Here is a 14,750-nt window from a genome sequence, read left to right as displayed (position 1 = left end):
GGCCCCATGTCCAGATCGGAAGTCGAAAAAGTCCGCCGGCAATACAACCAGTGGGTAGCCAACGAGTCGATCGAAGATTACGCCCTGCGTTACTCCCCGGCCAGTTTCCGCAAGTGGACGCCCAATGTACTGGGCAACACCATGATAGGCACCAACTCGGCCCTGTCTTACGAGGCCATCGGTGCCCTGCTGCTGCTGGATTTCGGCTTTGGCAATGCCATCGCCGCGCTGGTGTTTTCGGCCATCATCATCCTGCTGGTCGGCCTGCCGATCTGCCACTATGCCGCCCGCTACAATATCGACATGGACTTGCTGACCCGCGCCGCCGGTTTCGGCTATGTCGGCTCCACATTTACCTCGCTGATCTACGCCTCGTTCTGCTTCATCTTTCTTGCCTTCGAATCCGCCATCATGGCGCAGGCCTTGCGGCTGTGCTGGGACATCCCGCTCTGGCTGGGCTATCTGATCTGTGCACTGGTGGTCATCCCCATCGTGTTTTACGGCGTTACCGCCATCAACCGTTTTCACAAGGCCACCCAGGCGATCTGGCTGATCCTGATGGTGGTGCCGTTCGCCTTTGTGCTGGTCAAGGCCCCCGATGTGCTGCCCAGCATGACCGGCTTTGCCGGTGCGGCCAACCACAGCAACCAGTTTGACTGGTTTCATTTCGGCATTGCCGCCGGCATCTCGTTTTCACTGATTGCTCAGATCGGCGAGCAGGTCGACTATCTGCGTTTCATGCCGGACAAGCAGGACAGCAAGCCGCTGAACTGGTGGTTCAATATGCTGCTGGGCGGGCCGGGCTGGATACTGATCGCCTTTCTCAAACAACTGGGCGGCGCAATGTTGGCCGCCGTTGCGGTAGTCGCCGGCATCGCCGCCACCGACGCCAAGGAGCCGGTGCAGATCTTCAACCACGCTTTTGGCTATATGCTGGAAAACCCGTCCACCGCGCTGCTGGTCAGCACGCTGTTCGTCATCGTGTCCGAGATGAAGGTGAACGTGACCAATGCCTATGCCGGCTCGCTGGCGTGGTCGAACTTCTTCTCGCGCATCACCCATTCACACCCCGGCCGCGTGGTATGGCTGGTGTTCAATAGCGCGGTGGCCCTGCTGTTGATGGAGCTGGACCTGTTTGCCGCCATCAATAATGTGCTGGGCATGTATTCGAATATCGCGGTGGCCTGGACCTGTGCCGTGGTGTCCGACCTCGCCATCAACAAGCCGCTGGGCCTCAGCCCGCCAATTGTCGAATTCAAGCGCGCCCATCTGTTCAACTTCAACCCGGTGGGCGTCGGCAGCGTGCTGATTGCGGTGATCGTCTCGACTATCGCCTTCAGCGGCCTGCTGGGTGACTACGCCCAGGCCTATGCCTGGCTGATCGCCGCGGCGGTCAGCTTTGTGCTACCGCCGGTAATTGCCTGGCTGACCAAGGGCCGCTACTACATCGCCCGCCAGAGTCATTATCGCCAGCGCTCGGATGAGACCGTCTTGTGTGGCGTCTGCGATCGCCACTACGCCGAAACCGACTCGGCCTACTGCCCGTTCCACGAGGCGCCGATCTGCTCGCTATGCTGCACACTCGAGGCCAACTGCAAGGATATGTGCAAGCCCAGGGTCAAGACCTTGCTCGACCACTATCACGACATGGTTGGCCGCCTACTGGCCGCTTTGTGGCGGCGCGAGCTGCAGCCGCGCACCGTGTTGCGGGTGGCCAATTTTGGCCTGATCTGGCTGCTGATGCTGGGGCTGATCGGCACCATCTTGTGGATGACACAACCGCTGGCGCTGGGCAGTTTTACCCCGGAAATGGCGGCGCACTTCCGTGATTATCTGCTGCGCCTGTTCTTCGGTCTGGCGCTGCTGGCCTCCCTGGCCACCTGGTGGATCGTGCTGGTCAACGAAAGCCGTAATCTGGCCGAAGAAGAGCTGCGGCTGGCCAAGGAACGCGCCGAGGCGGCCACCCGCGCCAAGAGCGAGTTTCTCGCCAATATGAGCCACGAAATCCGCACGCCGATGAATGCCATCATCGGCCTGTCCTATCTGGCGCTGCGCACCCGACTAGACGTGCGCCAGCGCGATTACATCGACAAGGTGCACGGTGCCGCAAGCTCGCTGCTGGGCATCATCAACGACATCCTCGATTTCTCCAAGGTCGAGGCCGGCAAGCTCGAGCTTGAACACACCCGCTTCGCGCTGGACGAGGTACTGGGCAAGGTGGCCAATGTCACGGCCGCGCGTGCCCACGGCAAGGGGCTGGAGTATCTGATCCAGGTGGCGGCCAACGTGCCGCGCCACTTTATCGGCGACCCGTTGCGTCTCGGGCAGGTGCTAATCAACCTCGTCAATAATGCGGTGAAATTCACCGAACAGGGCCATGTCGATATTGTCATCAGCTGCAGCGAACAGCAGGAAGGCCACGCCACCCTGCATTTTGCAGTGAAAGACTCGGGCATAGGCATGACGGCCGAGCAGCGCGCCCGGCTGTTCCAGCCCTTTACCCAGGCAGATGGCTCGACCACCCGCCGTTTTGGCGGCACCGGCCTTGGCCTGACTATCAGCAAACGCATCGTCGAGACCATGGGCGGCGACATCGGCGTCGACAGCGTGCCGGGGCTGGGCTCGGTGTTTTCTTTCAGCCTCAGCCTGCCGCTGGATGAATCCGCCGAGACGGCAAGGCCGCTGGCGCTGGCCGAGGTGCGGGCGCTGGTGGTGGATGATCATGCCGCCACCCGCCAGACGCTGTGCGAGATGCTGCAGCTGGCGGGCGTACCGGCCGACAGCGTGGCCAGTGGCGAAGAAGCACTGCAAAGCCTGCAACACGAACCGCGACAGCTCTTGCTGCTCGACTGGCAGATGCCCGGCCTCAGTGGCGACGCATTGATAAGCCGGCTGCAACAGCTGCCCGAGCCACCGCAGATCGTGCTGCTGCAGCCGCAAGGCAATGACGACACCCTGCCGGCCTGCGGTGCCGGCCAAGCCCTTGCTGCCATTCTGGCCAAGCCGCTGACCCAGTCGACACTGGTCGACTGCCTTGCCGAGCTGTACGGCGGCCACAAGCTGGATGCCCGCCATCCGCCCGAGCTGCTGGCGCCCGACCTGCTGGCCGGCATGCAGGTGCTGCTGGTGGAGGACCACGAGATCAACCAGCAGATCGCCACCGAGTTGCTGCAGGACGCCGGTGCCAGTGTCACTGTCGCCGGCCACGGCCGCATCGCTGTCGACCTGCTGCAGGATTCGCCGGATGGCCGCTTTGACATGGTGCTGATGGATGTGCAGATGCCGGTGATGGACGGTCTGGAGGCCACTCGCATCCTGCGCAGCCAGCTGCGCTTTCGCGAGCTGCCCATCATTGCGATGACCGCACATGCGCTGCAGGAAGAACAACAGCGCGTGCTGGCCGCCGGCATGAATGGCCACCTCAGCAAACCGATAGACCCGGAAGCCCTGCTGCGCACGCTGGCCGACTGGCATGGCAGGCCGGCCCCGGCCAAAGTCATTCCGATCATGCCGGCCAGCATCACCGACTTCCCGCCGCTGCCCGGCGTAGATGTCGCCGCCGGCCTCGCACGGCTCAACCACAAGCCCGCGCTGTATCTGAATGTACTGCAGCAATTTGCCAGCCACTTTGCCGATGCCGCAGACAGGCTGCAGGCCAGCCTGAGCACGGCAGACCAGCAGGCCGCGCATGAGCTGCTGCACCAGCTCAAGGGCGTTGCGGCCAACCTTGGTGCCGCCGAACTGGCCCGCCTTGCCGGCGAAATGGAAAAACAGCTGCCCGATACGCTGCCAGATCAGCCACAACTCGGCCGGCTGGCACAGCAACTTGCCAGCCTGTGTCAGGCTATCCGCGCACTGCCGCCCTTGGCCGCAAGCGCTGCAGCCAGCACGAGTGATCTTGCCGGTGCGCAGGCTTGCCTCGACAGACTGCGCGCCTATCTTGCCGAACAGGACGGCGAAGCCGTCGACTATCTGCTCGAACATGAAAGCGAGCTGCAGCTGGCGCTTGGCGCAGATCGCTATCCGGCCTTTGCCCAGGCCATCCAGCAATTTGATTTTGCTGCCGCCCTGGCCATCGCCAGTCAGACCGAGGGTTGAACATGCCAGCCACCATACTCGCCGTCGATGACACACCGGAAAACCTGCGCCTCGTCAGCGCCCTGCTGAAAGAGCGCTACAAGGTCAGGGTCGCCACCAGCGGCGCTCAGGCGCTGCAGCTCATGCAGCAAGGGCCGCTGCCCGACCTGATCTTGCTGGACGTGATGATGCCGCAGATGGATGGCTATACCGTCTGCCAGCGACTGAAGGCCGATGCGGCCAGCCGCGACATTCCGGTGATCTTCCTCACCGCCTTGTCGGAAGTGGCCGACGAAAAGCGCGGTTTTGATCTGGGTGCGGCCGACTACATCACCAAGCCGATCAGCCCGCCGATCTTGCAGGCGCGTGTCGAAACCCAGTTGCAGATGAAGCAGGCGCGTGACTTCCTGCGCGACCAGAATGCCTTTCTCGAACAGGAAGTACAGCGCCGCACCCGCGAAGTCCAGCGTATCCAGGACGTCACCATCATGGCGATGGCCTCGCTGGCCGAGACCCGCGACAACGAAACCGGCAACCACATCCTGCGCACCCAGCGCTATGTCAAAGCCTTGGCACTCGCCCTGCAGCACGACCCGCGCTATCGCGCACAACTGCCTGACCCGCTGATCGAGCTGCTGTACAAATCGGCACCACTGCACGATATCGGCAAGGTCGGTATTCCCGACCATATCCTGCTCAAGCCCGGCAAGCTGACTGACGAAGAATTCGCCATCATGAAAACCCACACCACGCTGGGCAAAGAGGCAATCGAACGGGCAGAATCGCTGCTGGCAGACAGTGACGACTTTTTGCGGCTGGCGCGCGAGATCGCCTATTCGCATCAGGAAAAATGGGATGGCAGCGGCTACCCGCAGGGCTTGCGCGGCGAGGAAATTCCGCTATCAGCGCGCCTGATGGCAATAGCTGATGTCTATGACGCGCTGATCAGCAAGCGTGTCTACAAACCGGCCTTCAGTCACGAAGAGGCGGTGCGGCTGATACGCGAAGGCCGTGGCAGCCATTTCGATCCTGTACTGACCGATGCCTTTATCGCCATCAGTCAGGACTTTGCGCGCATCGCCGCCGAGTTTGCCGATCACGAACACGGCTGACATCCAACCTTAGTAACCGCGCTGGCGCACGACCCCGCCTTGCAACTCCTCGCCGGCCGCCAGACGTTGCAGGTTGGCCGCAATCTGCGCCACCGCCTCCTGCCGCAAGGTAATCGCGGCGATATGCGGCGTCACCGTTACCGCCGGATGCGTCCACAGCCGGCTGTCGGCCGGCAAGGGCTCGCTGGCAAACACATCCAGCTGGGCGCAGCGCAGATGGCCATCATCCAGCAATTGCAGCAAGGCCTGTTCGTCCAGCAGATCGCCACGGCCGGCATTGATCAGCATCGCGCCCTGCGGCAGCGTGGCCAGTCTTTTCGCATCCAGCAGCCCCCGCGTCTCGGGCGTCGAAGGCAGCACGCAGGCCAGCACATCGCTGTTGGCCAGCAAGGCAGCTAGACCATCGGCACCGTGCAGACAGCGGATGCCGGCCAACTCGCGCGGGCTACGGCTCCAGCCGCTGACGGTATAACCATCGGCCGCCAGCGCCTGTGCGACCGCGCTGCCGATCTCACCCAGCCCCAGCACGCCGACGCGCACCTCGGCGGCCAAGCGCGGTGCCAGCATGCGCCACTGCCCGGCCTGCTGCTGGCGACGGTAAACATCCATATGTCGCTGGTAGCTCAACACACCAAAGCGCACATACTCGACCATCTGCTGCGCCATGCCGCCATCCAGCAGGCGGTAAACCGGCACGCTGGCCGGCAGGTCGTCACGCGCCAAGAGCTTGTCGACACCGGCACCGAGGGCGAACACCGCCGCAAGATTCGGCAAGTCGGCAAACAGCCCGGCCGGCGGCCCCCAGGTGATGACTTGCCGGATGGCACTCGCGTCGCTCATCTCGTCCAGATTGACAAACTGCCTCTCGGGCAAGGCAGCACGGAACAGCGCCAGATAAGCCGCAACTTCTTTCGGATTGGGGGTATGGATCAGGATCATGCGTGTCACTCGGCGAGGTGGGATAACACTGTCAGCAAGCGTGGCAGGCGGCTATCATGCCTGCCTCGAGCCAAGGAGCATAACATGCACATCCACCACGCCACAGCCGCCGACAGCGCCTTGCTGGCGCCCATCTTTCACGAGATGTACCGCTATTACTTTGCCGAGGCACCCACGCAAGCCGAAGTAGAACACTATCTGCGCGAACAGGTGTTGCCGGCGCATAGCGGCGTGCAGTGCTTTGTGGCTATCGATGCGGTCGGTGCGCCACTGGCCTTTGCCACGGTCAGCATCCTCTACCCCGCGCCGCGTCTGGGCGGCCAGGCTTATATGAAGGATCTGTTTGTCGGCGACGCCGCCCGCGGCCTCGGGCTGGGACGGCAAGTGATGCAGGCGGTGGCGGCTTATGCGCTAAGCCGTGACTGTCAGCGGCTGGACTGGAGTGCCGAACACAGCAACCCGCCCGCGGTGGCCTTTTACGACAAGATCGGCGCCAAGCCGCTGACCGACAAGATTTACTACCGCATCAACGGCGAAGAATTGCAGGATTTTGCCTGTGATCAGGTACCGCAGAAGGTGCGATAGCCGGCGACCACTTCCGGCGCGCCGGGCAGGCTGTAGCGTTCGCGCCCGGCCTGTTCGGCAAACGGCTGCGCCAGCACGGCCAGCAAATCCAGGGTTGGCCGCATATCGCCGTGTTCGCTGGCGGCGCTCAAGGCTTCTTCCACCAGATGATTGCGCGCGATATACAGCGGATTCAGCGCGCGCATGGCGGCCGCGACATCGCCAACCGGGCGGGCCTCGGCGGCCAACCTTTGCTGCCAGCGCGCCAGCCAGGCCTCGGCTGCCGCCGGCTGATTAAACAGCGCAAACAAGCGCGCGCCATCGCAATCCAGCACATCGGCCAGATAACGCCAGGCTAGGGTGTGGTCGGCATCCTGCTGGTACAGCAAGTCCAGCCAGTCGTGTGCCAGCTGCTGGTCGCCATCCTGCGCGGTCAAAAAGCCCAGTTTCTGCCGTGCCAGCGCCAGCCATTCGGCACGATATTGCACGGCGAAGTTTTCGATGATGGCGGTGGCTGGTGCCACGCCGCTGGCCAAGTCATCGGGCGCAATCAGCGGCAGCAGCGCTTCGCCGAAACGCGCGAGATTCCATTGCGCAATCCACGGCTGATTGCTGTAGGCATAGCGGCCATCGCGGTCGATCGAGCTGAACACGGTGTCCGGGTCGTAGCCATCCATGAAGGCACAGGGGCCGAAGTCGATGGATTCGCCCGATAGCGCCATATTGTCGGTGTTCATCACGCCATGAATGAAGCCGGCGTGCATCCAGTGCGCCAGCAAGCTCGCCTGCGCGGCGCAGACGGCCTCCAGCAAGGCCAGATAAGGGTTGGCCGCTGCCTGACACGCCGGATAGTGACGGGCGATGGTGTAATCGGCCAGCGCCTGCAAGCGTGCCGGATCGCGGTTGTTGGCAAAGTATTCGAAAGTGCCGACGCGGATGTGGCTGGCGGCGATGCGGGTCAGCACCGCGCCGGGCAAGCTGCGTTCGCGATAGACCTTGTCGCCGGTGGCGACCACCGCCAGCGCGCGCGTGGCAGGAATACCCAGAGCCGTCAGCGCTTCGCCGATGATCAGCTCGCGCAGCATCGGCCCGACCGCGGCCTTGCCGTCACCACGGCGCGAAAACGGCGTGCGGCCGCTGCCTTTCAGCGCGATATCACGACGTCGGCCTTGGGTGTCGATGACTTCGCCCAGCAAGAGCTGACGGCCATCACCGAGCTGCGGCGAGTAGCCGCCAAACTGGTGACCGGCGTAGGCTTGGGCAATCGGCTCGGCACCCGGAATGGTTTCCGCCCCGCCAAACCATGCGGCCAACTGCGCCGCCTCAACCTCGCCCGCGGCAAGGTTGGCCGCAAAGCCTAGCTCGGCTGCCAGTGGTGCATTCCAGTACAACAGAGTCGGAGCAGACGGAATATCAGGCGTGCCGGGCACGAAACTGCCGGGCAGCTCGCGGGCGTAGCTGTTGTCAAAACGGAAGGGGCGGGTCATGGCGAGGCTCTCGCTTTAACGTTGATAGGCGCGCGACAGGCGTTGTTCGACCTTGCGCTGTACCTGCTCGAAAATGGCGCTGAGCACCCAATACACCGCCGCGGCCATCAGGTAGAGCGGCAAGGGCTGGAAGGTCTGCGCAATCATGTCCTTGGTGGCCATCATCAGCTCGGATACGGTAATCACCGACACCAGCGAGGTGTCCTTGATCAAGGAGATCAGGCTGTTGGCGAGGCTGGGCACCGCCAGTCGCACCGCTTGCGGCGCGATGATATAGCGCATGCTCTGCCACCAGCTCAGGCCCAGCGACTGCGCGGCATCCCACTGCCCTTTGTCGATGCCGTTGATCGCGCCGCGCAGGCTTTCGGACAGATAGGCCGCCACATTCAGCGTCAGCGCCAGAATACCGGCGGTAATCGGCTCGAATTCAATGCCGACCGAAGGCAGGCCGTAGTAGATGACGAAGATCTGCACCAGCAGCGGCGTACCGCGCATGGCACTGACGTAGAAAGCCGCCAGCTGCGACAGCACCGGTACGCGTGCAATCCGCACCAGCGCTACGGTAAAGCCCAGCAGCAAACCCAGCACCATGGAAACCACGGCAAAAAACACCGTCAGGCCGGCACCTTTCAACAAGACCGGCAGCGCTTCCTGCACCAGCGTCAACCATTCCATACTTGCCCTCCAAAATACAAACGCCCCCGCACACGGCAGGGGCGTGATCAGCCGATAGGCGAATTATCGCGCAGCCGGCACTTTCGATACATCAATACCGAACCACTTCACCGAAATCTTCTTGAAGCTGCCGTCCTTGTGCAGGGCGTTCAGCGCATTGTCGATCGCGGCCTTGAACTGCGGGTTACCCTTGGCAAACGGGATGCCCATCTGGGTAGTACCACCAACCGGCGCACCGGCTTTCAGCGGCAGCTTGGCTTCTTTCAGCGCAAACGGAATCAACAGGCTGTCATTGATCGCGGCATCGATCCGGCCCATCGCCAGATCCTGGAAAATCTCGGCGGCAGACGGGTAGAACTTGGCATCAATGCCACCCTGCGCCTTCACCATTTCGGCGTAGTTGCTGCCCTGGGTCACGCCCATTTTCTTGCCGGCCAGATCAGCCAGGCTCTTGAAGCTGCGCTTCTCGTCTTTTTTCACGATCAGCTGCGCGCTGGAGATGGTGTAAGGCTGCGAGAAGTCGAACACTTCCTTGCGCTTGTCGGTAATCGACACCTGGTTCAGCACCACGTCAAACTTGCCGCCCTGCAGGCCAGCCAGCAGGCCGCTCCATTCGCCGGTAGTGAATTCCGGCTTCAGCTTGAGCTTTTGTGCCAGTGCCGTGCCCAGCTCGACCTCGAAGCCGGTCAGTTTCTGGTCTTTGTCCTTGAAGTTGAACGGCGGGTAGGTGCCTTCCAGTGCAATCTTCAGGGTGCCGCGCTGCTTGACGGTTTGCAGCAGGTCAGCGGCAGAAACGTTGGCCGCAACGGTCAACAGGCTCAGGGCGATCAGGGTCTTTTTCATTCATTATTCCTTTTGGATATCAATATAAGATTCCATAAAACAGAAAGGACTATAACAAAGTCGACTATTGCACTCCAGTATTCGCTTGTACATCTTCGCACTATACATATTACCTAAGTGAAAAAGCCCCGCCAGTGGCGGGGCCTGTTCTCAAGCAATCAGCGGGTGCGACCGCCCTTGCCTGCCGGTGCACTGCGTCCCTGCCCCGGCTTGCCGGCTGGCGGACGCGAAGCGCCGCTCTTGGCCGCCGCCGGTTTGCCTGCCAGCGCTGCCGGTTTGCCGCGCGGCTTGCCAGTAGCCGTCGAAGCCGGCTGACTACGGCCAGCGTGCTGGCCCTGACGGGCAAAGCGGTTACGTGCTGCAGCCGCCTTGTCGCCCGGTGGCGTCGGCGGAATCAGGCACTGCTTGCTGTGCCCGATCAGATCACTGCGACCCATCTGCACCAGCGCGTCATAGATGATCTGCCAGTTGTCCGGATGGTGGTAACGCAGCAGGGCCTTGTGCAGCTTGCGGCGGTAACCGTCACGCACCACATCCACCTTTTCCGAGCTGCGCGACAGACGCTTGAGCGGGTTGCGGCGGGTGTGCCACATGGTGGTCGCCATCGCCATCGGCGTCGGGGTGAAGGTCTGCACCTGGTCGAGGCGGAAGTTGTTCTTCTTCAGCCACAAGGCGAGGTTGACCATGTCTTCGTCGCTGGTGCCCGGGTGGGCGGCGATGAAATACGGAATCAGGTATTGCTCTTTGCCGGCCTGCTTGGAGAAGCGCTCGAACAGTTCCTTGAACTTGTCGTAAGCACCCATGCCCGGCTTCATCATCTTGGACAGCGGGCCTTCTTCGGTGTGCTCCGGCGCGATCTTCAGATAGCCGCCCACGTGGTGCTGCACCAGCTCCTTGATGTACTCGGGCGATTTCACTGCCAGGTCGTAACGCAGACCGGACTGGATGTTGATCTTCTTGATGCCCGGCAGCGCGCGCGCCTTGCGATACAGCTGGATCAGCGGGCCGTGGTCGGTGCCGAGGTTCTCGCAGATGTCCGGATAGACACAGGACAGCTTGCGACAGGAACGCTCGATCTTCGGATCCTTGCACGACAGGCGATACATGTTTGCCGTCGGGCCGCCGAGGTCGGAAATATGGCCGGTAAAGCCCGGCGTCTTGTCGCGGATTTCCTCGATCTCCTTCAGGATCGACTCTTCCGAGCGGCTCTGGATGATGCGGCCTTCGTGCTCGGTAATCGAGCAGAAGGTACAGCCGCCAAAACAGCCGCGCATGATGTTGACCGAGTACTTGATCATCTCCCACGCCGGAATGTGCGCATCGCCATACTCCGGATGCGGATTGCGGGCGTAAGGCAGGCCGAACACAAAGTCCATTTCTTCGGTCGTCAGCGGAATCGGCGGCGCATTCAGCCACACGTCGCGGTTGCCGTGCAGCTGCACCAGCGCGCGGGCATTACCGGGGTTGGACTCCAGATGCAGGGTACGGCTGGCGTGCGCGTACAACACCGGGTCATGCGCCACCGCCTCGTAAGACGGGATGCGCAGCACGGTCTTGGCGCGTTCGGCGCGGCGCTTGGCCAGACGCTCTTCACGCGATTCAATGCGGATCACCTGCGGCTTGCTGGCATCGTTGGCCGCAGTCGCTTCGGCAGCCTGCTCGGGGATTTCCTGGTATGGATTAAGGATCACGTCCACCTTGCCCGGCGTGTCGACCACGCTGGAATCCATCTCCTGCCATTCGTCGTCCGGCTTCCAACCGTGCGGCACCATGAAGGCAGTGCCGCGGATGTCGCGCATCTCGGACAACTTCTCGCCCTTGGCGGCACGATGGGCGATCTCTACCAGCGCACGCTCGGCATTACCGTACAGCAGGATATCGGCCTTGGAGGTCACCAGCACCGACTGGCGTACCTTGTCGCTCCAGTAATCGAAATGGGCGATACGACGCAAGGACGCCTCGATCGAGCCGATCATCACGCCAATGCCGGGATAAGCTTCACGACAACGCTGTGCATACACCGTTACCGCGCGGTCCGGCCGCTTGTTGGCCTCGCCATGCGGCGTGTAGGCATCATCGGAACGCGGTTTGCGATCGGCGGTGTAGCGGTTGATCATCGAATCCATATTGCCGGCGGTCACACCGAAGAACAGGTTCGGCTTACCTAGCTGGCGGAAGGCATCGGCGCTGTTCCAGTCCGGCTGGGCGATGATGCCGACGCGAAAGCCCTGCGCCTCCAGCAAGCGGCCAACCAGCGCCATGCCGAAACTCGGATGGTCGATATAGCAGTCACCGGAAATGATGATGATGTCGCAGCTATCCCAGCCCAGCTCGTCCATTTCGGCGCGGCTCATGGGCAGGAAGGGGGCGGTGCCAAAACGGCTGGCCCAGTATTTGCGGTAACTGTTGATGGCTTGGGGTGCGGCAGGAAGCGTCATTGTGGCGGATCGGCAATACGGAAAGACCGCGCATTGTGCCAGAAAGCCACGCGGCTTTCACGCGAAAAATGCTTTTCTTTCATTGACATAGCGACACAATAACCCTGCCGCAATGATGGGGATAACTGACAGAGCGGCAATCTGCCGCACATACTGTATTCAGCATGCATGATATGCAAGCCGACTCACTATAATGAAGCACCTGCCCACCCCGGAATCACCTGATGCGATCCTTGCTCTCAACCCTGCTGCTTGTCGCCTGCCTGTTGCCCGCTTCGGCAGTCGCGCGGGAAGTCCTTATCGCATTTGGCGAGTCGCTCGAGCCCTATGTGATGCCCGAAGACGCCAGCGGTATCGAGGTGGATCTGGTTCGCGCCGCGCTCGAGCAAAGCGGTCACAGCCTGCGGCCTGTTTTCCTGTCGCAAAGCCGCCTGCCCAGAGCACTCAACAATCCCAATGTAGACGGCATTGCCACCATTACGCCTGATAGCGGCCTGCAGGCACACTATTCCGATGTCTACATCCACTATGAAGATGTTGCGTTTACCCTGAAAAAACGGCAAATCAAGCTGGAGAAAATCAGCGATCTTGGCAACTGGCGCATCGTGGCCTTTCCGCTGGCCACGGTGTATCTGGGCAGTGAACTGGCACGGCTGGCACACAAGAACCCCTTGTATCAGGAAACAGCCAATCAGCTGGAGCAGAACCGTCTGCTGTATCGTGGCGTAGCCGATGTGGTGATTGCCGACCGGCGCATTTTCCAGTTCATGGATAAACGGGTGCGTGATGAATTCCAGGAGCAGGTGTTGCCGGTGCAGATGCACGAGCTGTTTATCCGCCTGCCCTATCGCATCGCCTTTCGCGACAAAGTGCTGAGCAAGGCATTCAATCAGGGACTGCGGCAGATACAAGACAAGGGGATCTATCAGCAGATTCTGCAGCGCTATCAATAGTGTCGCACGAGGCTGGCTAGGCTAGAATCCGCCATCGTTTCCAGATTGCGGCCAACCATGAAGTCACTGATCAGCGCCATCGGCATCAGCTCCCTGCTGGCAGCTTGTGCCACCCAGCAAGCCCCAGCCCCCATCCTGCAGGAAACCCCATTCCCTCTGCAGCAACAACAAGGCGGGCTCGCCAGCGCGCCGGTTGCCAGCACGCCGGTCGTCATCCCGCCAATCAAGCCGGAAACACCGCCACCAATCGTGATCCTGCCGCCCCAGCCGGTCACGCCCAAGCCTGCGGCCAACCCCAGCGCCTTGCTGGACAAGCTGCTGCCTGATTATGTGAAGCCGCGCAGCGGCTGGCGTGACGACATCGTCAATGCGGTACAAGCACTGCAGATTCCGCCGACTGCCGAACATTTTTGCGCCGTCATCGCCGTCATCGAACAGGAATCGACCTTCCAGGCCGACCCCGTGGTCCCCGGCCTGCCACGCATAGTCTGGGGCAAGATCGAGGAAAAAGCCGCCCCGGTGCCGCTGCCTCTGGTCAAGACCGCCCTGCTCAAACCTTCGCCCACCGGAGACAGCTACAAGAGCCGCATCGACAGTCTGCGAACCGAACGGCAGATGAACGAGTTGTTTGAAGACATGATGGCCGAGGCACAAAAGCTGCGCCTGCCTGTCGGTATGAAAAACCCCATCCGCACCGCCGGCACCATGCAGGTCAGCGTCGAGTTCGCCCAGGCTCATGTGAAAGCCTGGCCATACCCTTATCGCTATAGCGGCAGCCTGCGCGATGAAGTGTTCAGCCGCCGCGGTGGCATCTATTTTGGTACCGCCAATCTGCTGCACTACCCGGCCCAGTATCAGCGCATGTCCTCGCGCTTTGCCGACTTCAACGCCGGCCGTTACGCCAGCCGCAATGCGGCCTTCCAGCAAGCTGTCATGCTGCTTGGCGGTGACAAGCTGTCGGAAGATGGTGATTTGCTGCGCTACCGTGATGGCGCACCGTCCGGAGAAGTCAGCCAGACCGAGCGTGCTTTATACAAATTGGCCGCACGCTTGAGCATGAGCGAAGCAGCCATCCTGCGCGATCTGAAACTGGAAAAAGCCTCCGGTTTTTACCAGAGCGCCTTGTATCAGAAGGTAATGAACCTGGCCGACCAGAAAGCCGGTCGCCCGGTTGCCCGCGAGGCCTTCCCGCAGATTCGTCTGCAAAGCCCTAAAATCACCCGCAAGCTGACCACCGAATGGTTCGCCAAACGTGTCGAATGGCGTTATGAGAACTGCCTGAAACGGCGCTGATTGCCAGAAAAAGAAAAAGCCCGTGATAGCACGGGCTTTTTCTTCATTCTTGCTGAATGTACAAAACAAAAAAGCTACCCGAAGGTAGCTTTTTTGCTTGAATCTGGCGTCCCCACGGGGAATCGAACCCCGGCCGCCGCCGTGAAAGGGCAGTGTTCTAACCGCTAAACTATAGGGACTTGGGTGGCGCACCCGGAGCGATTCGAACGCCCGACCCTTTGGTTCGTAGCCAAATACTCTATCCAACTGAGCTACGGGTGCGCGGTGTGGCGGAGAAAGAGGGATTCGAACCCTCGATACAGGTTTAAGCCCGTATGCTTCCTTAGCAGGGAAGTGCCTTCGACCTCTCGGCCATTTCTCCGTCAACAG

10 protein-coding genes and 3 tRNA genes are annotated in these 14,750 nt (G+C 61.4%); 5 read left to right on the top strand and 8 right to left on the bottom strand.

The window, feature by feature from the left end:
• Positions 1–6: 6 nt before the first annotated feature.
• Both ACZ9W6_RS14960 and ACZ9W6_RS14955 read left to right on the top strand, forming a co-directional pair.
• Positions 7–4,098 carry a response regulator gene (locus tag ACZ9W6_RS14960; protein WP_465191967.1) on the top strand — a complete coding sequence of 1,364 codons (4,092 nt, stop codon included), beginning with the start codon at positions 7–9 and terminating at the stop codon, positions 4,096–4,098.
• A 2-nt stretch (positions 4,099–4,100) separates the two neighbouring features.
• On the top strand, positions 4,101–5,189 hold the full coding sequence (locus ACZ9W6_RS14955; RefSeq protein WP_465191966.1) for an HD-GYP domain-containing protein: 1,089 nt from the start codon (positions 4,101–4,103) through the stop codon (positions 5,187–5,189).
• A 9-nt stretch (positions 5,190–5,198) separates the two neighbouring features.
• Here the strand turns inward: ACZ9W6_RS14955 and ACZ9W6_RS14950 are convergent, their stop codons facing one another.
• The gene (locus ACZ9W6_RS14950; protein ID WP_465191965.1) at positions 5,199–6,128 is read right to left on the bottom strand and encodes a 2-hydroxyacid dehydrogenase; all 930 of its coding nucleotides are present in this window, start codon (positions 6,126–6,128) and stop codon (positions 5,199–5,201) included.
• A gap of 84 nt (positions 6,129–6,212) precedes the next feature.
• Here ACZ9W6_RS14950 and ACZ9W6_RS14945 point away from each other — a divergent pair, with 84 nt between their 5' ends.
• Positions 6,213–6,713, top strand: coding sequence for an N-acetyltransferase family protein (locus tag ACZ9W6_RS14945; RefSeq protein ID WP_465191964.1), 501 nt, complete (start codon positions 6,213–6,215; stop codon positions 6,711–6,713).
• On the opposite strand, the gene ACZ9W6_RS14940 is transcribed toward ACZ9W6_RS14945, so the two are convergent.
• The 4 genes from ACZ9W6_RS14940 to ACZ9W6_RS14925 form a co-directional block, all read right to left on the bottom strand.
• Positions 6,689–8,179 carry a protein adenylyltransferase SelO gene (locus tag ACZ9W6_RS14940; RefSeq protein WP_465191963.1) on the bottom strand — a complete coding sequence of 497 codons (1,491 nt, stop codon included), beginning with the start codon at positions 8,177–8,179 and terminating at the stop codon, positions 6,689–6,691. The genes ACZ9W6_RS14945 and ACZ9W6_RS14940 overlap by 25 nt on opposite strands.
• A gap of 15 nt (positions 8,180–8,194) precedes the next feature.
• On the bottom strand, positions 8,195–8,854 hold the full coding sequence (locus tag ACZ9W6_RS14935; protein WP_465191962.1) for an amino acid ABC transporter permease: 660 nt from the start codon (positions 8,852–8,854) through the stop codon (positions 8,195–8,197).
• A 63-nt stretch (positions 8,855–8,917) separates the two neighbouring features.
• The gene (locus ACZ9W6_RS14930) at positions 8,918–9,697 is read right to left on the bottom strand and encodes a transporter substrate-binding domain-containing protein (RefSeq protein ID WP_465191961.1); all 780 of its coding nucleotides are present in this window, start codon (positions 9,695–9,697) and stop codon (positions 8,918–8,920) included.
• A gap of 158 nt (positions 9,698–9,855) precedes the next feature.
• Complete coding sequence (locus tag ACZ9W6_RS14925) at positions 9,856–12,135, bottom strand: YgiQ family radical SAM protein (protein WP_465191960.1); 2,280 nt, start codon at positions 12,133–12,135, stop codon at positions 9,856–9,858.
• Between the two features lie 224 nt (positions 12,136–12,359).
• Between ACZ9W6_RS14925 and ACZ9W6_RS14920 the strand changes: the two genes are divergently transcribed.
• Together ACZ9W6_RS14920 and ACZ9W6_RS14915 are read left to right on the top strand one after the other, a co-directional pair.
• Positions 12,360–13,088 carry a substrate-binding periplasmic protein gene (locus ACZ9W6_RS14920; RefSeq protein ID WP_465191959.1) on the top strand — a complete coding sequence of 243 codons (729 nt, stop codon included), beginning with the start codon at positions 12,360–12,362 and terminating at the stop codon, positions 13,086–13,088.
• A 57-nt stretch (positions 13,089–13,145) separates the two neighbouring features.
• On the top strand, positions 13,146–14,381 hold the full coding sequence (locus ACZ9W6_RS14915; RefSeq protein ID WP_465191958.1) for a DUF1615 domain-containing protein: 1,236 nt from the start codon (positions 13,146–13,148) through the stop codon (positions 14,379–14,381).
• Positions 14,382–14,485: 104 nt separating this feature from the next.
• Here the strand turns inward: ACZ9W6_RS14915 and ACZ9W6_RS14910 are convergent.
• The 3 genes from ACZ9W6_RS14910 to ACZ9W6_RS14900 form a co-directional block, all read right to left on the bottom strand.
• A tRNA-Glu gene (locus tag ACZ9W6_RS14910) sits at positions 14,486–14,560 on the bottom strand.
• Between the two features lie 5 nt (positions 14,561–14,565).
• A tRNA-Arg gene (locus ACZ9W6_RS14905) sits at positions 14,566–14,642 on the bottom strand.
• Positions 14,643–14,648: 6 nt separating this feature from the next.
• Positions 14,649–14,742 (bottom strand) — tRNA-Ser (locus tag ACZ9W6_RS14900).
• Positions 14,743–14,750: the final 8 nt, after the last annotated feature.

Source organism: Vogesella lacus (genome assembly GCF_979366295.1).
The sequence above is the reverse complement of the archived record's forward strand: the minus strand, read 5'-3'. Positions and strand labels throughout refer to the sequence as shown.